The organism is Pedobacter sp. HDW13, assembly GCF_011303555.1.
Taxonomy (GTDB): Bacteria; Bacteroidota; Bacteroidia; order Sphingobacteriales; family Sphingobacteriaceae; genus Pedobacter.
Genome location: NZ_CP049868.1, coordinates 1,779,917 through 1,798,585, shown reverse-complemented (window position 1 = coordinate 1,798,585; position 18,669 = coordinate 1,779,917). Strand labels below are relative to the sequence as shown.

General features: G+C 38.7%; 21 protein-coding genes, 1 tRNA gene and 2 pseudogenes. 8 read left to right on the top strand and 16 right to left on the bottom strand.

The features are described 5' to 3' along the window. Positions 1 to 144 precede the first annotated feature (144 nt). Entirely contained in the window at positions 145 to 678 is a 534-nt protein-coding gene (locus tag G7074_RS07475) for a thioredoxin family protein (protein ID WP_124562693.1), read from the top strand. Between the two features lie 43 nt (positions 679 to 721). Continuing rightward, positions 722 to 1,093: a hypothetical protein gene (locus G7074_RS07470; RefSeq protein WP_166207706.1), complete on the top strand. Its 372-nt coding sequence runs from the start codon at positions 722 to 724 to the stop codon at positions 1,091 to 1,093. Between the two features lie 87 nt (positions 1,094 to 1,180). On the opposite strand, the gene G7074_RS07465 is transcribed toward G7074_RS07470, so the two are convergent. From G7074_RS07465 to G7074_RS07440, 6 genes are all read right to left on the bottom strand, one after another. Next, complete coding sequence (locus G7074_RS07465) at positions 1,181 to 1,384, bottom strand: hypothetical protein (protein ID WP_166207703.1); 204 nt, start codon at positions 1,382 to 1,384, stop codon at positions 1,181 to 1,183. A gap of 150 nt (positions 1,385 to 1,534) precedes the next feature. After that, entirely contained in the window at positions 1,535 to 3,154 is a 1,620-nt protein-coding gene (locus G7074_RS07460) for a glycoside hydrolase family 3 protein (protein WP_370526642.1), read from the bottom strand. A gap of 189 nt (positions 3,155 to 3,343) precedes the next feature. Beyond that, positions 3,344 to 3,919, bottom strand: a complete 576-nt coding sequence (nadD, locus tag G7074_RS07455) for a nicotinate (nicotinamide) nucleotide adenylyltransferase (RefSeq protein WP_166207697.1) — start codon at positions 3,917 to 3,919, stop codon at positions 3,344 to 3,346. Between the two features lie 122 nt (positions 3,920 to 4,041). Continuing rightward, entirely contained in the window at positions 4,042 to 4,608 is a 567-nt protein-coding gene (gmk, locus tag G7074_RS07450; RefSeq protein ID WP_124562688.1) for a guanylate kinase, read from the bottom strand. An 80-nt stretch (positions 4,609 to 4,688) separates the two neighbouring features. Continuing rightward, complete coding sequence (locus G7074_RS07445) at positions 4,689 to 5,552, bottom strand: YicC/YloC family endoribonuclease (protein ID WP_124562687.1); 864 nt, start codon at positions 5,550 to 5,552, stop codon at positions 4,689 to 4,691. Positions 5,553 to 6,086: 534 nt separating this feature from the next. Continuing rightward, positions 6,087 to 6,815, bottom strand: a complete 729-nt coding sequence (locus G7074_RS07440; protein ID WP_124562686.1) for a 1-acyl-sn-glycerol-3-phosphate acyltransferase — start codon at positions 6,813 to 6,815, stop codon at positions 6,087 to 6,089. A 70-nt stretch (positions 6,816 to 6,885) separates the two neighbouring features. Between G7074_RS07440 and G7074_RS07435 the strand changes: the two genes are divergently transcribed. Genes G7074_RS07435 through G7074_RS07425 form a run of 3 tightly spaced genes read left to right on the top strand, consistent with a single transcriptional unit; the run spans position 6,886 to position 9,041 of the window. Beyond that, positions 6,886 to 7,596, top strand: a complete 711-nt coding sequence (locus G7074_RS07435) for a hypothetical protein (RefSeq protein ID WP_124562685.1) — start codon at positions 6,886 to 6,888, stop codon at positions 7,594 to 7,596. A gap of 10 nt (positions 7,597 to 7,606) precedes the next feature. After that, positions 7,607 to 8,323, top strand: a complete 717-nt coding sequence (locus G7074_RS07430) for a hypothetical protein (protein ID WP_124562684.1) — start codon at positions 7,607 to 7,609, stop codon at positions 8,321 to 8,323. A 7-nt stretch (positions 8,324 to 8,330) separates the two neighbouring features. Further along, positions 8,331 to 9,041: a hypothetical protein gene (locus G7074_RS07425; RefSeq protein WP_166207695.1), complete on the top strand. Its 711-nt coding sequence runs from the start codon at positions 8,331 to 8,333 to the stop codon at positions 9,039 to 9,041. Positions 9,042 to 9,245: 204 nt separating this feature from the next. Here the strand turns inward: G7074_RS07425 and rnc are convergent, their stop codons facing one another. The 3 genes from rnc to G7074_RS07410 all read right to left on the bottom strand — a co-directional run bounded on the left by rnc (position 9,246) and on the right by G7074_RS07410 (position 11,580). Beyond that, the gene (gene rnc / locus G7074_RS07420) at positions 9,246 to 9,974 is read right to left on the bottom strand and encodes a ribonuclease III (protein WP_124562682.1); all 729 of its coding nucleotides are present in this window, start codon (positions 9,972 to 9,974) and stop codon (positions 9,246 to 9,248) included. A gap of 94 nt (positions 9,975 to 10,068) precedes the next feature. Continuing rightward, entirely contained in the window at positions 10,069 to 11,322 is a 1,254-nt protein-coding gene (fabF, locus tag G7074_RS07415; RefSeq protein ID WP_124562681.1) for a beta-ketoacyl-ACP synthase II, read from the bottom strand. Between the two features lie 21 nt (positions 11,323 to 11,343). Continuing rightward, positions 11,344 to 11,580: an acyl carrier protein gene (locus G7074_RS07410; RefSeq protein WP_008508386.1), complete on the bottom strand. Its 237-nt coding sequence runs from the start codon at positions 11,578 to 11,580 to the stop codon at positions 11,344 to 11,346. 158 nt (positions 11,581 to 11,738) lie between these two features. Here G7074_RS07410 and G7074_RS07405 point away from each other — a divergent pair, with 158 nt between their 5' ends. The 3 genes and pseudogenes from G7074_RS07405 to G7074_RS07395 all read left to right on the top strand — a co-directional run bounded on the left by G7074_RS07405 (position 11,739) and on the right by G7074_RS07395 (position 13,907). Next, complete coding sequence (locus tag G7074_RS07405; protein ID WP_090765092.1) at positions 11,739 to 12,158, top strand: IPExxxVDY family protein; 420 nt, start codon at positions 11,739 to 11,741, stop codon at positions 12,156 to 12,158. Between the two features lie 149 nt (positions 12,159 to 12,307). Continuing rightward, a pseudogene (gene pyk, locus G7074_RS07400) lies at positions 12,308 to 13,737 on the top strand (pyruvate kinase). 85 nt (positions 13,738 to 13,822) lie between these two features. Continuing rightward, positions 13,823 to 13,907: transfer RNA gene (locus tag G7074_RS07395), tRNA-Ser, on the top strand. 42 nt (positions 13,908 to 13,949) lie between these two features. Here G7074_RS07395 and G7074_RS07390 read toward each other — a convergent pair. From G7074_RS07390 to G7074_RS07360, 7 genes and pseudogenes are all read right to left on the bottom strand, one after another. Further along, positions 13,950 to 14,657 carry a DoxX family protein gene (locus G7074_RS07390; protein ID WP_166207692.1) on the bottom strand — a complete coding sequence of 236 codons (708 nt, stop codon included), beginning with the start codon at positions 14,655 to 14,657 and terminating at the stop codon, positions 13,950 to 13,952. 421 nt (positions 14,658 to 15,078) lie between these two features. Then, positions 15,079 to 15,926 (bottom strand): annotated as a pseudogene (locus G7074_RS26535) (NAD(P)H-dependent flavin oxidoreductase). A 12-nt stretch (positions 15,927 to 15,938) separates the two neighbouring features. Beyond that, positions 15,939 to 16,343, bottom strand: a complete 405-nt coding sequence (locus tag G7074_RS07380) for a nuclear transport factor 2 family protein (protein ID WP_205944169.1) — start codon at positions 16,341 to 16,343, stop codon at positions 15,939 to 15,941. A 49-nt stretch (positions 16,344 to 16,392) separates the two neighbouring features. Continuing rightward, on the bottom strand, positions 16,393 to 17,127 hold the full coding sequence (locus tag G7074_RS07375) for an SDR family NAD(P)-dependent oxidoreductase (RefSeq protein WP_166207686.1): 735 nt from the start codon (positions 17,125 to 17,127) through the stop codon (positions 16,393 to 16,395). A 4-nt stretch (positions 17,128 to 17,131) separates the two neighbouring features. Next, positions 17,132 to 17,350, bottom strand: coding sequence for a 4-oxalocrotonate tautomerase family protein (locus G7074_RS07370; protein WP_166207683.1), 219 nt, complete (start codon positions 17,348 to 17,350; stop codon positions 17,132 to 17,134). 28 nt (positions 17,351 to 17,378) lie between these two features. Next, on the bottom strand, positions 17,379 to 17,915 hold the full coding sequence (locus tag G7074_RS07365) for a YceI family protein (RefSeq protein ID WP_166207680.1): 537 nt from the start codon (positions 17,913 to 17,915) through the stop codon (positions 17,379 to 17,381). 107 nt (positions 17,916 to 18,022) lie between these two features. Continuing rightward, on the bottom strand, positions 18,023 to 18,595 hold the full coding sequence (locus G7074_RS07360) for a Crp/Fnr family transcriptional regulator (RefSeq protein ID WP_166207677.1): 573 nt from the start codon (positions 18,593 to 18,595) through the stop codon (positions 18,023 to 18,025). Between the last annotated feature and the right edge of the window lie 74 nt (positions 18,596 to 18,669).

Genomic DNA, 18,669 nt, shown 5'->3' with positions numbered 1-18,669 from the left:
ATGATGGAAAATGTGGGATCGATTAAACCTTTTGGTAAAAACAAATCTGTTAATGACTAATGAATGTTTCCGCTCTGTAAAGAATTTGCGAATAATCTACTATAATACTAGACTTTACTACTTTTGAATATTATTCAAAAAAAGATGAAAAAAATAGTGATTTTATTAACTGCTGTATTGATTTCTACTGCAGCTTTTAGTCAGGTGAAAAAGGAAGGGGTTCACATTTATAACCCTCAGGCCGATGCCAAAGCAGATATTGCAACAGCTGTTGCAAAGGCAGCTAAAGAAAATAAACATGTTTTATTACAGGTTGGGGGTAACTGGTGCACCTGGTGTATTGCTTTCCACAATTTGGTTGATAGTACAGCTACTTTGAAAAAATATATCAACGATAACTTCGAAACCGTATTGGTTAACTACAGCCCTGAAAATAAAAATGAAAGTGTTTTGGCTAATTTAGGTTATCCGCAACGTTTCGGTTTTCCGGTGTTTTTAGTTTTGGACGGAAAAGGAAAGGTATTGCACATCGAAAATTCGTCGTACCTGGAAACTGAAGAAGTAGGCGCTAATGGCAAAAGGAAAGTTGGCCATGATGTAAAGAAAATTACCTCTTTTTTAAAGGGATGGACCACAACTGCGGTTAATCCGGAAACGTATAAGCCAAAAGCAAAGTAGTTTTAAAGTTGGTCGATATTTATTTTAATAAGAAATTTAAAAAATGAAATATGTCGGCTTTATTAAAGAATATAATATCATTGATAGTGCTAAGCCGCTACAGGATGTAGTAAAATATCCAGATTATCTTGATATTATAAATTACCTAAAAGATGGCATTCTAGCTTTCGCCTGGATGGGGTACTTTGTTGATATTGAAACTAAAGCGCTTATTGCACCTGATAGCTATTTTACAGATGGTTTATGGGTTTGGCCTGCATATCTTCCCTATTATTTATCGAAGTACCCAGGCATGCATTTAGACCATGACTTTGTTGAATACTTAAGGTTGAAAAAATATGAAATAACTGTCGGCGAGTTTGAAATAGCTCGAATTGAGGATGAAATTTCTATTAAGTTAAATAATATGCAATAATCGCGCTAAATAATTCCTTCTTTAATCAAAAACTTTCCCTTAAAAAACGGCAGGTCATATTGTTAAATCTGATCTGCCGCTATTTTTTTAATCGTCTAAATCATCGGTTTCGTCATCAATATTTAGCTCATAAGAACCTCTTGATGCTTCATCTGCCTGCTCCAGCAAATCTTTATCGTGCTCAATGCTGGTATCATCGCCGGTAATTTCATTGATATTTTCTACCTCATCCTCTCTGCGCAATGCATCATTAGGATCGCTGGAATAATTGTCATTTTCTGGATCTATCATAACATTAAGATTTATAATTAGATAATCGCTTTAAGCTAGAAATTGTTTTGAAAAAATGAATGAATTTTGAATGAGTGAATGGCGGATATCCAAAACATTCACTCATTCAAAATGCTATCTTTTGTGCGCTTCGTGTCTTTGCGGTTAAAATTAAAATCCTTCACCAAATTTATAAAAGGGAGCCACACTTACAGGCAATTTACCTGTTGGTACCAGTCTGTTGTTAATTACTGCTGCGGCCGAAATCTGCATATAATCTTCTTTTTGGTAAGCCACAACAAGCCCTTTACTGTTTTCTAAACCAGGTAAGCCTGCCAGGTTATATGGATTGGCAAATAAGGCAAAAACAGCATTTTTGGCTGATAGTTCTTTAATGAAATTCTTTACTCCGGCATTTAGCGGCATGTTATTGGCCGGACGGGAACGGCTATCGTGAATACCTACAATAACCTGATCAAAAGCAGCTACCTCGCGGGCAATGTTCGAGATTTGTGTAGGATTTGCATCTTTATCCAAAACATAATAAACCGAGTTGTAATAACCTTTTGCAATTTCTTTCTGGAAAGTAGTAACAGCAGGTACACCGATACTGATAATAGCAGTCCTTCTGATCGGAATTAACCTTTTAATATAATCTTTACCTTTTAATAAAGTAACCGAAGCATTGGCCAGTTCCTGCACCAATGCATTGCTGGCATTACGGTTAACGGCGGCAACTATGCCTTGTGTTACCACTGTATCTTTTCTGGCTAAACCTGCCCAGTATTTTGCCGTCAATATTTTGCGTACACTCTGGTCTATTTCTGCCATATTTATGCGATCTTGCCTAACGGCTTTACGCACCAGTTTAATCGCTCTATCGCTATTTTCAGAAAGCTCGAGTATATCGTTTCCTGCAATAATGCCCATTAAATCAGCTTCACCGTTTTTGAAATATTTAACTACACCTTTCATATCCATTGCATCAGAAATAATCAGACCTTTAAAACCTAGTTTTTGCTTTAAAATACCGGTAACGATAGGTTTAGAAAGTGTAGAAGGTAAATTTGGGGTATTATCAAGAGAGGGAATATTCATGTGTGCAATCATCACGCCCGACGCGCCCTGCTTAATCAGCTCTTTGAAAGGATACATTTCTAAAGTATCTAACCGCGTGGCCGAAAAGGTAAGCTGAGGTAAATCGTAGTGCGAATCTACATCCGTATCGCCGTGACCGGGAAAATGTTTCAGCGTAGTTAAAAGGCCGCCATCCTGCATGCCTTTCATGTAAGCCGCAACTTTAGTGGCTACGTTATATTTATTTTCGCCAAAAGAACGGTAATTAATCACCGGGTTTTTCGGGTTGTTGTTGATGTCGGCATCGGGAGCTAAATTCATCTGCATGCCCATGCGCTTATAATCTTTGGCAACTTCTAAACCCATTTTGTACAAAAGTTCCTTGTTCTGGATTGCACCCAATGCCATTTGATAAGGGTAAGATATAGTGCTGTCTAAACGCATTCCCAATCCCCATTCGCCATCGTTGGCAACAATTAAAGGTACCCGGCTTAATTTCTGGTAAGCATTAGTGGCAATGGCTTGCCTGCCCGGACCGCCCTGAAAAAATATAACCCCACCCAGTTGCTCCCGCTTAATTACCTGACCAACCGAATCGGTGTATTTTTGGCCCAGGTTGGTATGCGCACGTACAAAGAACATCTGTGCAATGCGCTCCCTGCGGTTTAGCTTATTAAAAACCGAATCGACCCATTTAGGTTGATTCGCTAACATTTCTAAATAGGTTTTTTGTTGTGCACTGCCCGAAAATGCAGTTCCACAGAGTGCAATGAGTATAAAAAGATTTTTTTTCACTTGTTTTGTTGTATCAGTTCAGCTAAATTAATAAACCAAAGCCGTATTAAACAAAAACTCGTCCAAGTAATCGATTTAATACAGTAGGTTTTAAGAAAACTGTATGGGTTAAGATTTGTACATCCCTTTACCCTCAATAAAATCAATTACTTTATCGGGTAAGAAAAACTGGACATTCTTTTGCGCTTTAATGGCCTTGCGGATAAAGGTTGAAGAAATTTCCATTAAAGGTGTTTGAGTAAAAGTAATTGCCGGATGGTTTTCCCATTCTTCAATGTTAGCTCCTGGCCTTGGATACACGTATATCTGGTAGTTTTTTAAAAGTACCTCGTAGTTTTTCCACTTTTTAAACGAAACCAGGTTATCGGCGCCCATAATCAGCACAAATTCCTTTTCCGGATATTTTTCGTGCAAATATGTCAAGGTATCGATGGTGTAAGAAGGTTGTGGCAGGGCAAATTCAATATCACTCACCCGAATATGCTCGGCATTTTCGGTGGCAAGTTTGGCCATCTCCAACCTGTCGTACATGTTGGTTAAACCATTTTTATCTTTTAACGGATTATGTGGAGAAACCACCAGCCATACCTCATCCAGCTCAGTATGATTGGCCATATAGTTGGCAATAATTAAATGGCCGGTATGAATGGGGTTATAAGAACCGAAGAAGAGTCCAGTTTTCATGTTTTTCATTGTTTGTACCCATCATTGCGAGGCTGGGTTGAGCGAGCCGAAGCAATCTCATCCGAAATAAAAGATTGCTTCGCGCGCTGCAAAGTCTATTGCTTATGTATGCAATGATGTATTTATTTCTTCAAAAAATCACCAACCAACTGCTCCGCTTCCGCACAGGCGGTTGCTAGGTCAAAGTTTTTTAAAATTACATCAAACTTATCAGCATAAAGCAATTCTTTCTCGGCCTTGATGAAACGCTCCTGTAATTTTTCAGGGCTATCTGTTCCGCGACCGCTTAAACGCTCTTTTAATACCTCTAACGATGGCGGCTGAACAAAAATGGCCAGTGCATCTTCTTCGTATTTTCTTTTCAGGCGGATACCACCTTCTACGTCAATATCAAAAATAACGTGTTTGCCTTCATTCCAGATGCGTTCTATTTCTGAACGTAGGGTGCCATAAAAAGTTCCGTTATAAACCTCTTCAAACTCAACAAACTCCTGATGAGCCACTTTATGTAAAAACTCTTCTTTAGTGATGAAATAGTAATCGTTTTCGTGTTTTTCTGTTCCTCTTAACTCACGGGTAGTTGCAGAAATAGAAAAGCTCAGCTCAGGAAATTTCTGTAATAAATGATGTACGATGGTGGTTTTACCTGCTCCTGATGGTGCCGAAAATATGATTAATTTGCCTTGCATGCTTTAATATTGTTGGAAAGTTGGAAAGTTAAAGGTTGGAAGGTTGCTTGTAAACATTGCAACTTAACAACATTCAACCATTACAACACATTCAGTAATTGTTCTTTTATCTTTTCTAATTCTTCTTTCATTCCCACCACAAATTGTTGCATTTGGGCATCATTCGCCTTAGCACCCATGGTGTTAATTTCCCGTCCTATTTCCTGCGAGATAAAGCCCATTTTTTTTCCGTTTGCTTCCTTACTGGCTAAAGTTTGCAAAAAGTAATCGCAGTGACTTTTTAAACGTGTTTTTTCTTCGGTAATATCAATCTTGTCAATATAGTAGATCAATTCCTGCTCAAAACGGTTCTGGTCTATATTTACCTTACCCACCGCATCCTCTAAAAACTGATTAAATTTATCGCGGATAGCTGTAATTCTTTTGGGCTCCAGTTCTTCAACCGACTTAAAGTAAGAAAGAATGTTTTTAATGCGCAGTTCTAAATCTGTCTTTAAAACAGCACCCTCGTCTTCTCTAAATTTATTAAAGTTGGCTAAAGCAGTAGTAAAAATCTGGTATAGGTGGTTCCACTCATCTTCGCTTACACTTTCTTCTTTATAGCTGATCACATCCGGAAAAGTTAAAGCAGTTTGCAGTAAATTGCTGCTATCGGCTCCTAATTCGTTGTTAACCGCAACAAGTTGTTGGTAGTAGTGGCTTAATAAGGCGGTATTAATGCTGGCACCGGTAACTTCGCCATTGCTGCGTTCTACATTGATACTTAAACTTACTTTTCCTCTTTCGATATCTTTGCTGCATACATTGCGCAAAATCAATTCTTTATCAGAAAAAGCTTTAGGATATTTTAAATTGAGCTCCAGGAATTTACTGTTGAGCGATTTGATTTCGACACTATACTTTGCATTTGCATAATCGGCTGTTGCTAAGCCGTATCCTGTCATGGATTTTATCATGCGCAAAGATAGGGTTTTAAGCCGAAAGGAGAAATAATAATGGTCAGTGACTCAGAATTGTGTATAGTTGCAAATAAAATATGACATCGCCGATATTTTGAAAACCAACGTTCAGTTTTTCATCGCAGAAGCAGTACCTTTACGCTTTACTTGGTTACACTCGATGCCCGCTGCAATCGCGTTTAATTTTCAAGACCTGTCGTCTTTGGATGAGCCTGTTCCCTACAAAGTGCAAAATCACCGTTTCTAAACCTCCTATGAATAAAACCCTTTTTCAAGTGTCTTTGGAAGCTTTTTCTTTTTTTATGGAAAAAACAGGTTACTATCCTGTGAATTGGTGGTTTCTATTTATTTAAATTTAACAATTGTGGCTGCTAAAGACCACTTGAACTAAGATTACTTATTACATAGATACTGATGGGAGTCAACATCCCCGATTTTTCATCAGAATAAAACGGTCAGTAAGACTGATTTGGTCAAAAATACCGGAACCCTCATTTTCTGATCAAAAGGAATATTAAGCTACTTTTTCAGCAAGTTTAAAATCACGTTAAACGTTTTTTGCTTCAATTCTTCCAGATCTTCTGCTACCAAACCTTTCGTCTCAATGGCTTCACCAAATATTGTTTTAATAGTACCTGGGTTTAACAAAAGCGGTTTCGTTCGTGGTAAATGCGCCCTGCTGTTCAAAATTGCAAAAGGTAAAATTGGTGTTTGGGTCTCAATAGCCAGGCGAAAAGCGCCATCATAAAAAGGAGCTAAGGGTTGGTCTGATTTATTCATCGTTCCTTCGGGAAAAATTAGGATCGATTGGCCATCGGCGAGGTCTTTGCGCAATTCGGCTACCGAATGGTCGCGGCTTTCGCGACTGCTGCGGTCAATCATTACGACCAAACGTTTATAAATCCAGCCAAATACTGGTATTTTAAGCATTTCTATTTTCCCCAGCGGACTAAAAGCCTGCGGGATACCCAGTACGATGGCTACCGCATCTAAAAATGAACTGTGGTTGCCAACATAAATATAAGCACGCGAGGTGTCAATTTCGGCTCCGCTGGCCGAGAACCATAAACAGGTAAGTAAACTGAAGCCCCAGGCCCAGAATTTTAGGAAATAGAAAGAAATCTTCCGGCCGGTTTTTTCTTTAAAAATACCCATGCTGAGGATGATAAACGGGCAAACGAAAACCATGAGCATAAAAAATACAATTGCTGCGTACAATAAATAAAATCCACCCAATAGCTTTCTCATGTTTATTAACGTTTTATTAACAATTTGAACGTGTAACAAGTGTTAATTTTACGAAAAATATCTTACAGATATGAAAGCATTTTTTACGCTCTTTTTTCTCTCAATAAGCTTTCTGGTTGTACCTAAAAATATTAAGGCACAGGTTGTTGCTTCAAAAGGTGTGGTTTTTGAGAAAGGTACCGACATCAGAATTGCCCTAGCTGTTGTAACCAATACTCGCACCAATCAAGGGGTTGGCACAAATGATATGGGCTTCTTTCAAATCGCTGCAAAAATTGGCGATACTTTATTGATCCAGAAGCGAAAGTTCGATAATCAGTATGTGGTTGTTAAAAACGAGAACGATTTTATTGTAAACCTTATACGGACCGATATGATTTTGGAAGATGTAACAATTAAGGCAGAAAACAAACAAGAAAACTTATTGGCTGTTAGGTTAGAACACCGTAAGAAAACTTACTTTTACGGGAAGAACAAAAATCCGCTTCACTATATCCGCTACCCGCTTGCAGCGATAATGGAGCTGTTTAGCGCAGAGCGAAAAAGAGCCAGGCGGTTTGACCGGTATTACGACGAGGAGCTAAAGGAACTGGAAATAGACAAGTTTTTTAATCTGAGCCTGGTTAAAAGGAATACCAGTTTAACAGGGAAACAGCTGGAGGTGTTTATGGTAAATTACAGGCCTAAACATAAACAGATTAAAAAGTGGAATACTTATGATGCGGCCGGATACATTAAAAAATCGGCCCGGCAATATTTAGATACATTGAATACGCCATAATAAATACCTGATGAAGCACTTGAGACTTATTCTTTTACTGATCGTTGTGCTGCAGGGCTTAAACAGCATGGCTCAAAACTTTGTGCTTAAAGGCGTGGTAATTGAAAAAGGTTCGAATGTGCGGATTGCGCTGGCCGAAATTACCAATCTGAACAATAAAATTGGGGCGACCAGCAATGAGATTGGCCTGTTTGAGGTAAATGCAAAGGCTGGCGATACCTTATTGGTTAAAAAAAGGAATTTAACCGATCAAATGGTAGTGGTTAAAACGGATGATGATCTGGTAATTTACCTGGTTAGGGGGAGTACCATGTTAGAGGAAGTAACAGTTAAAGGGCAAACCAAAAAGCAGGAGATGGAAGATATTAAGCGCGATTTCAGACATAATGGCTCTTTTTATGCTGGTAAGCCGCCATTGATTTTATTAAATCCTTTTGGTGGTAGTCCGTTAACTTTTTTTTACGAGTTATTTGGGAAAACACCGGCAAGAGCGCGTAATTTTAACCGTTATTATAAAAAAGAGCTGAGCTTAATTGAAATAGATAAATTTTTTAATAAAAGCCTGGTAATCAGTTATACCACTTTAAGAGGGAAAGAACTGGATAAATTTTTGCTCGATTATTACCCCAGCAGTAGCATGGCAAACAACTGGAGCAATTACGATGCTGTTAAATACATCAAAGAATCGGCTAAATATTATACCGATACTTTGAAACGCAACAATTAATTACAACATGAAGAATTTTAAATTTAGCATTATATTCATTTTTTTAACTACCCTAGGCTTATTTGCCCAGGCCCAGGATTTTATTGTTAAAGGAGTGGTTATTGAAAAAGGTTCGAACATCAGGATTGCCTTATCTGAAATCACCAATCTGCGTACGGGGATTGGTGTGGGCAGTAACGACATCGGAATGTTTCAGCTTAAAGCAAAAATTGGCGATACGCTTTTGGTAATCAAAAGAAACCTGATCGATCAAAGAGTGGTAGTTAAAAATGAGGAAGATATTGTAGTTTATTTGGTGCGGGGAAGTACTACACTTGATGATGTGACTATCCGTGGCAATACCAAACAGCAGGATTTAGCTGAAATTAAAAGAGAATTTAAAAATAAAGGAGTTTACAATGGCGGTAAAACAACGCTTTTATCGGCTATATTCAGTCCACTTAATGCCTTATACAATTTATTTGGCAGCGACCCTAAAAATGCACGCAGGTTTGGTCGTTATGCGGATAATGAGATAAAGCAGTCACAGATTGATGTATACTTTAATCAGAGCATCATAAAAAACAATACCGAATTAAGAGGCGATACTTTGGAAAAATATATGCTAAACTGTCGCCCGGAATTTGATAAGGCTCAATACTGGAACAGCTACGATTACATTAAGTACATTAAAGAATCATCGAAAAAATTTACTGATACACTGGGGAAGGGGAGGTAGTTTTGGGTTGGCTAATAAGAAGCAAAGAGCCATGTGCATAGAGCATGGTGTGAGTTAATATATAAACCGATAAACAGTTATCCAATTAAACTAGTAAGTGGCATAGCGCAGTTAACATGCGGCATGGAGTCAGTTTACCTATCAGGTACCGATTTAAACAATTAACCACAATACAGTTTGTAGTGAATAGTTATCAATGAACCTCTAGATACTAAGTGCTTCGCAGGCCTTCTCTGCTGCTAGTTTCTCTGCGTTTTTCTTGTTGTAATCTCTGCCTGTACCATATTTTTCACCTTCAACAATAGCGCTGATGGTAAACAGTTTAGCACTTTCGCCTTCGCTATTTTGCACCAGTTCAAACGTTACATCTTTGCCGTGGCGCTGGCACCACTCAATCAGCTTACTTTTAAAGTTGGTTTCGGTAAGTTCAAGGGTATGGATATCGATATGGGGCTTTACAATGCGACGGAGCAAAAACTCTTTAGTAAAGTTATAGCCCTTATCCATGTAAATGGCCCCAACAATGGCTTCAAAAGCATCACCCAGCATTGAATTATGCTTGGTTTGGATGCTTACTGAACGCTGATCAAACTGGATCAGCTTATCGAAACCAATTTTCTTTGCCAATTGGTTCAGATTAGCCCGATTCACAATTTTTGAGCGCATTTCTGTTAAGAAACCTTCCTCTTTGTAGGGGTAATGTTTAAAAAGCAATTCTGCTATTACCGATCCTAAAACAGCATCGCCCAAAAACTCGAGGCGCTCATTGCTGCTTCTGCTGCCGTTTTTTAAAACTTTTGCCACAGAGCGGTGTCTGAACGCCATTTTATATAGCGTAACATTCCCTGGAATAAAGCCTAAAATATTTCTCAGCTTTTTAACAAACTCCTTTTCGGGAGAAAGATAAAGTTTATATAATTTTAATATCGGCATTAAATAAATAACACAATTAACGGCTAATCAGCATATTTAACTAAGTTATCCATTTTTAAATTAGCATACAAAATTATATGGCAGCTGGGCTAAATTAATCTTCGTATTTCTTGAAAATCACAGAAGCGTTATGACCACCGAAACCGAATGTATTACTTAAAGCAGCTCTAACTGTACGTTTTTGCGCTTTGTTAAAAGTAAAGTTCAATTTAGGGTCAAATGCAGGATCATCTGTAAAGTGATTGATTGTTGGAGGAACAATATCATTTTTAACAGAAAGAATTGCGGCAATTGCTTCAACAGCACCGGCAGCTCCTAAGAGGTGGCCCGTCATTGATTTGGTAGAGCTGATGTTTAAACGGTAAGCATCTTCACCAAATAATGTACCAATGGCTTTGGTTTCGCTAATATCACCAAGTGGTGTAGAGGTACCATGAACATTGATGTAGTCTATATCAGCAGTTGTTAAACCGGCATCTTTTAGCGCATTTGTCATTACCATTCTGGCACCTAAACCTTCAGGATGCGGTGCCGTGATGTGATTAGCATCTGCACTCATTCCACCGCCAACAAGTTCTGCATAAATTTTTGCACCCCTTGCTTTTGCATGTTCAAGTTCTTCTAAAATAATGGTTCCTGCACCTTCACCAGCTACGAAGCCATCGCGATCTTTATCAAAAGGACGAGATGCTGTTGCCGGATCATCGTTACGTGTAGATAGTGCATGCATGGCGTTAAAACCACCCATTCCTGCTTCGTTAATGATTGCTTCAGAACCACCACTGATAATAACATCGGCCATACCCAAACGGATATAGTTAAATGCATCAATCATGGCGTTGGTAGAAGAAGCACATGCCGAAACAGTTGCGAAATTTGGCCCACGTAAACCGTATTTGATAGAGATATGCCCTGGAGCAATATCAATAATCATTTTAGGAATAAAAAATGGATTGTATCTTGGCGTACCATCACCTTTGGCAAAATTTGAAATTTCATCCAAAAATGTTTTCAATCCACCTATGCCCGCACCCCAGATTACACCGATTCGGTTGGTATCTAATTTTTCAAAATCGAAACCACCATCCTTCACAGCCTCATCTGTAGCCACAAGGGCATATTGTACAAACGGATCTAGCTTGCGAGCCTCTTTTTTCTCCAAAAAATCTTCCGGATTGAAATTTTTAACCTCGCATGCGAATTTAGTCTTGAACTTTTCAGTGTCAAAACCCTTAATAGGAGCAGCGCCACTCACCCCGTTAGTCAATCCTTCCCAAAAATCGGGAACATTATTGCCTATAGGAGTGAGCGCACCCAACCCTGTTACTACTACTCTTTTTAATTCCATTTATACTGAAAAAGCGTAATTCTATTTAACGTTTTTTTCCAAATAAGCAATTGCTTGACCAACAGTACCGATGGTTTCAGCCTGATCATCAGGAATAGCTACATTGAATTCTTTTTCAAATTCCATAATCAACTCTACGGTATCTAAAGAATCTGCACCTAAATCGTTGGTGAATGAAGCCTCTGGCGTAACTTCGCTTTCGTCAACACCTAGTTTTTCTACGATAATAGCCTTAACTCTTGAAGCAATATCAGACATAATTTTATAATTTAATGGTTAAATAATTCTGTGCAAAGAAAAATAAATTCTTACAATTTTCAAATGTTTTTATTTCGATACGTAATTTTGGTATCTCAATAACACAGCGAATATAGAATTAGTTTTTTAATTTCGTTCTGTAAATAATTTATTTCGCTTTGAATAGAACTTACCTAAAACTTACCTTAGACCTTGATTTTATACTAATTGCGATTACTGCACCCCTAAAAGACTATGTACTTTGCCACAAAATTAATACCCGTTTAAACACACAATTTGAAAAAATAGAAGACCACGAAATTTTTTTTAATATTGACGAACCAGCCTGGTGTTTTTCTAAATATTACTTTTTTGTAGAGCAAGGCGAGGTAGAATATTACCTGATTAGCAACAGAAGTAGTGATGGTTTTCTGATTCCGGAGATGAACAAGGTAGATTTCTTTATTATTATTAAAGAATTTATAGATAAGGAAGATTTGGATTATCTGCTAAATGGATTAAATAAACTGCCTGATATACAGGTGGCTGCGAAGATAGATCCGACCAAGTTAAAGAGTAAGGAGAATTTGGTAATATAAAAATTATATACTTGGTGTATTAAATACACTATATTTGACGGTTACAAACAAAGAACAAAGAAACAAAATATATAAAATTTAATGCGGTTTGTCTATTTTAGATAAATAATTGCGTTTTCTAAAACCGCATCCTAAAATCAATTAATTAAATGAAACCTTTTCATTCGAGAACCAAAATCGTAGCCACACTAGGGCCTGCATCAGCAAAACCAGATGTATTATATAGTATGTTTAACGCAGGTTTAGATGTTTGCCGTCTAAACTTTTCGCACGGGTCGCAAGCCGATCACCAGGCGGTTTTGGATACCATCCGCGATTTAAACAAAAAATACGATTATAATGTGGGTATTCTTGCCGATTTACAAGGACCTAAAATCCGTATTGGCCTGGTAAAAGAAGGTGGTATTAACCTGATTAACGGTAAAACAACCGTAATTACCACTAACGAGTGTATCGGTAACGAAGAACGGATTTACATCACTTACCAAAACTTCCCTCAGGATGTTCAGGCTGGCGAGATTATCCTTTTGGATGATGGAAAACTTCAAATGAAAGTTTTATCTACCAATTTGAAAGATGAAGTTACCTGCGAGATTGTTCATGGTGGTATTTTAACTTCCAGAAAAGGGGTAAACCTACCAAACACTAAAGTTTCTATTCCTTCTTTGACGCCTGAAGATCGTGAGAACTTAGAATTTGTATTAGAAAATGACGTAGAGTGGATCGGTTTATCTTTTGTGCGTAAAGCTGAAGATATTATCGAACTGAAAAAAATAATTGCTGAACGCGGTAAATCTGCCCGTGTAATTGCCAAAATTGAAAAGCCTGAAGCGATTGCCAATATCGATGAGATTATTGCAGTAACTGATGGTATTATGGTTGCCCGTGGCGATTTGGGTGTTGAATGTCCGATGGAGGAAGTACCATTGTTACAGAAAATGATCGTTGCCAAATGTAGGGCGGCTTCTAAACCTGTAATTGTGGCTACCCAGATGTTGGAGAGTATGATTACTACGCCTCGCCCAACGCGTGCTGAAGTGAATGACGTAGCTAACTCTGTATTGGATGGCGCCGATGCGGTAATGTTAAGTGGCGAAACATCAGTTGGTGAGTTTCCGCTGATCGTAATTGAAACAATGCAAAAAATTATCCAGAACATTGAAGAAAACAATTATCCTTTCAATCCTGATAAGTTCTTAAAACCAAAATCGGAGTCTTTCTTGAGCGATGCGATTTGTGATTCAGCTTGTTTCTTAGCTAAACAAACCAATGCTGTAGGTATTGTTTCGATGACTTTGAGCGGTTATACTGCTTTCGAAATTTCGAGCCACCGTCCTGAAGCTTTAACCTTTATTTTTACAAGCAACCGTGCATTATTAAACGCAGTGAGCTTGTTATGGGGGTAAGAGGTTTTTACTACGATAAGTGGGAAAGTACCGATAACACCATCATTGAGGTTAATGAGTTCTTAAAAGCTAAAAAACTGGTTAAACAAGGCGATATTATTATCAATACTGCAGCTATTCCAATCGAGGCTAAAGGTAAAACCAATATGTTAAAAATCACTGTTATAGACTAATAGCGATTAATCTGTTTAGAAATGCTCCCGTTTATGTCGGGAGCATTTTTTTTATCAATAAAAAATATATTTTTGCAGCCTTACTGGAGAGGTGTCAGAGTGGTCGATCGAGCACGCTTGGAAAGCGTGTGTACTGTAAGGTACCGCGGGTTCGAATCCCGCTCTCTCCGCATAACTAATGCTAAAAACAGTTACATTATAACGAAAAACGGCTATCTGAGTCGTTTCTGATATATTTTAGACCGCTCATATTCCTTCAGGCAACTATCAAGTGGCAATCCTTTTTGGTAGATGCAATCGCAAAAAATTGCACAACCTTTTGGATTTTTACTCCCTGCGCTTTGATTTTTACACTCAATCATTGAATTGCCTGGTCTGATCTCGTATAGGAACTGATTACTGAGAACCACTATGGCGATGGCAAGTATCACAAACCCTGAAAAGGCAAAGGGAAACTTTTTGCTCAAAGTGACTTTGGGTAAGCTGGTAATCCATACAATCGCTTTCAGTCGTTTATAATCCCAGCATAGCAGATAAAGGTCTGCCAGTACCATCAGGGTAACAATCCGTGTACCTTCAAAACGGGTTGCATAGGTTAAAATGCAGATATTTATGATTACCACGAAGTAAGCCAAAGCGCCCAAAAAAGCCGTTCGTGGAATAAGCAGCAGCAAGGCTATGCAGAGTTGCACAATCCCGATAAAAGTATAATAATAACCTGTAAGCTGTAGCGCATCAAAATAATGTCCCAGTGGGTGATTAGCAGGTAGAGCGGTAAATCTTTCGCCCATAATCTTTACAATGCCCGATGGAATAAAACTGGCAGCAAGTACCACACGGCAAAAAACTGTAAAAATGCGGAACCATATATTGTAACAGGCCTCTTCCTGGAATTGCTGTAGTCGGGTAAATACGTTCATATTTTTGTTGTATTTTCTAAAAGTGCTTTGTAATTCAAAGTTATTAAAGAAGATTATAATATCAAATTTACAGACGCTAAACTATCACCGGGTATTAAAAAAAATATAGGCTATGCAAAGTTTCGGGGTTGATAATTTACTTCACCGCTTTGCATAGCCTTCATCCGCTACTTTAACCAGGTTTACTAGCCCGTTTTAAGGGTCTCGAAATAAGCACTAGTTTCTGCTATTAATGCCTCCATAAGTACTTTAGCTTTTTTATGTTTTAATATCGGAGCAATTTGCCCGCTCCAGAACATTACCATGTCCCATTTTTGTTGCTCGATGGCTGCTTTTCTCAAGGGCGATATAAAAGTGGTTTGTAATGGGAAAGGTAAGAATCCGCTTTCTTTTCCAATTTGTTCGCTTGCAATACGGGTCGTTATCCCCGGCCCAATCTTCCGGTAAAAGCACGCGATAATTTGGTGTATTTAGCCGCATCAGAAAAAAGCATTTCTTTGTGAATGGGTAGTGCGTTCGATTCATTACAGGCCAGAAAAGCTGTGCCAATCTGAGCCGCATCGGCCCCCAGTGTAAGTGCAGCTGCTATACCTTTACCATTGCCAATGCCCCGGCAGCTATTACAGGAATTTTAACCTTTTCTTTAATAAGCTGCAAAAGTACAAATGTGCCCGTAACCGAGTTTTCTGCCCGGTCTAAAAAAGAAGGTCGGTGGCCGCCTGCTTCAAAACCCGATGCAATAATCATATCAACACCTGTATCTGCTAAAAAAATCGCTTCGTCTAATGTGGTGGCAGCCCCAACACTAACAATGCCCCGTTTTTTACACTGCTCCAGCACATCGGCTGGTAGCGCGCCAAACATGAAGCTGAATACCTTGGGCTTAATGTCTAACACCACCTGAAGCTGGTTTTCAAAGCGCGAACTAAAAGGTGCTGGTTTTGGTGGCATTGGGATATTCAATTCATCAAAATAGGGCTTAAACAGCGCACTGGTTTTTTCAAATTGCTTATCTGTATCGCTTCCGTTTATATCGTTATCCGATACCCAAAGGTTAAGGTTGTAGGGTTTATTGGTCGCGGTTAATATTTGCTGGTGTACATCTGCTATTTCACTGGGATTTAAGGTGTAAGCCCCGTATCCACCCAAACCGCCTGTGTTTGATACCGCGGCCACGAGCTCAACTGATGATAGATTACCCCCAAAAGGCCCTTGTAATATCGGATATTGAATACCCAATAACCGGCTAGCTTTATTCTCGTACCACATGCTGTTTGCACTTTATTCAGCTACATCGCTGAGCATTTTGTTTACAATAAACCATTTGCCGTTTATTTGATGAAAGGATAATAAATCGACATAATTAAAATCGTACATCTGTACCCGTGCTTTAACCATAGCAATAGAGTTAACCACATCTATCGAAACAATCCTCCCTTTAAATGGTTTGCCACAATCTTTGGGGCTTTGGCGGTTTGCTACACCATCCAGATAAACAGCCAATGTTTTAGCGTATGGCTGTCCTTTTACATCACCATAAAGATCAGTGTCTGGATGAAAAATTTGTTTAAGCAGGTTGATGTCGCCTGTATAAATGCCTTTAAAATAATTATCTTCAAGCGCCTTTGTAATGGCCATCTTGCTTTGCTGGTTATTTTCCATTTTTTCTGTTTGTTGTGCTTTCAAGCTTAACGATATGCAAAACAAGAAAGCCATTAAAATAAAATTTTTCAATTTAGTTCAAATTGTGACCGGCACCCATTCCGCCGTCTACATTGACAATGGCACCGCTAATGAAATTACTTTTCGCAACGGTATATACCATTTCTGCCACATCTTCTACTTCCCCTACACGGTTTAACAAATGCAGTCCGGCACTCTTATCGTCTTCGCCTGCATGCATTGGCGTGCGGATTACGCCAGGTGCAATGGTGTTTACCCTGATGTTACGTGTACCAAATTCGGCGGCAAGCTGCAGGGTTAGTGCATGGATGGCTCCTTTGCTTGATATGGACGCTGTACCTGGTGCACCACCTAAAGCATGGTTTACCAACGGTGTACCAATGTTGATTACCACTCCGCCCTTTTGCTTTAACATTTGTGGAATAATGCTTTGTGTGGTAAAATAGGTGCCTTTAAAATTGGTGTTTAGAAAGCGGTCGAGGTAAGCTTCATCTACTTCTAAAAAGGGCTTGGTTTCATATATCCCGGCGTTATTAATCAATACATCTACTGTACCGAATTTTGCTAAAGCTACCTCCAGTAATCGTGCTCCGGTTCTTTTGTCACTTACGTTTCCGGCTACCATAGCTATGTTTTCGCCGGCACCCAGTTCCTGATAAACCTGTTCCAGTTTTCCGGCAGTTGTCGAATTCAGGATCACATTATTTCCTTTTTCAACAAATAAGCGGGCCACTGCTTTGCCTATACCGGATGATGCACCGGTAACGATGATGGTTTGTTTTTTCATGGCTTTATTTTTTATCGGCTGTAATGCCTTTTTTCCTTAAAACTGATACTTGTTCTCCGGCATAACCCCAGTCATCCAGTTCTATTTCCTGAATTACAATGTGGGTGAGGTGCGGATCTTTATTCAGGGTATCACTAATCAAATTAGTAATCCCTTTAATCAAAGTTTGTTTTTGCTCGCGTGTAACACCTTCGCGTGTTACTTCTATTTTTACGTATGGCATGGCTTTAGTTTTTTAAGTTTAAAAATCCTTAGGCAGCAAGCTCAGCAGCGATATCAACATTAAGATCAAAATCATTGTAAATAAGTGTATCGCCTAAATTTTGAAAGAAATTACCAGAACGGAATTTCATGTCGTATTTGGTTCTGTCGATTACAATTTTACCACCTGCAGTTAACTTGTTATGGTTTAAACTAATCTTTGCCGCAAAGGTTACTTCGTTAGTAATTCCTTTAATGGTCAAATCTCCTTTAAGATCGTAATGATCATTCTCTTTAGCGGTTACTGCAGTAATTACAAAGAAAGCTTCGGGGTGTTTTTCTGAAGAGAAGAAATCATCAGATGCCAAATGTCCGGCAAACTGCGCGTTGGTACCTTCATCAGTTACATCTAAAATAATAATCGAAGTGGTATCAATCGTAAATTTACCGCCGATTAGTTTATTGCTGTTTAATACAAGCTCGCCCGATTTGATTGCGATGGTACCATTGTGTGCACCAGTTACTTTGCGGCCTATCCAATTAATTTCGCTCTGAGCGCCATTAACGTTAAAATTTGTTGTTTCCATTTTCTGTTGTTTTAAATTAACAGGACAAATATGGAGAGGATATGCCGGCTAGCTGCGTGATGTAAGTCACATTAGCCTGAGGACAAGTTTAATGTGATGTAGGTCACTTACGAATGGTAAAGTCGGCTTAAGGTTTCGCGCGATACGCCTAAATAAGCGGCAATTAACTGCTTGGGTACCAGGTTGTACAATTCGGGATATTGCGCCATTAACTCTTCGTACCGGTATTTGGTATCGTTATTCATGAAGGAAAGTAACCGTTTTTGCGAAGCCACATAACCTTTATTGGTTCGCCACCTAAAGAAATGTTCAATGTCATGTATTTCCTTGCAAAGCTTTTCGCGGTCGGCACTGGTTAAGCATAATACCTCAGCATCGGTAATGCAATCCAAGCCGATGGTTGCTATATTTCCACTATAAAGGGCATCAAAATCAGAGGCCCACCATGTAGGCATCGCAAACTGAAGAATAAACATCTTCAGGTCGTCATTAATATAAAAAGCCTTTAAGCAGCCCGCAGTTACAAAGTACTCGCAATTTACCCGATCGCCGGCAGTAATAATGGCCTGACCTTTTTTAAATGATTGCGGCTTGAAATGAGAAAAAAAATAGTCGAACTGCTCATCTGTTAAAGAAATAGTTTTGGCAACGTAATTTTGAAGTATTTCTTTGGATGACATGCGGTTGTAATTTGGAATATGCGGACAATAAAATTAGAAAAATAAAGCTGCTTTAACAAAGTCATCTTTGTTAA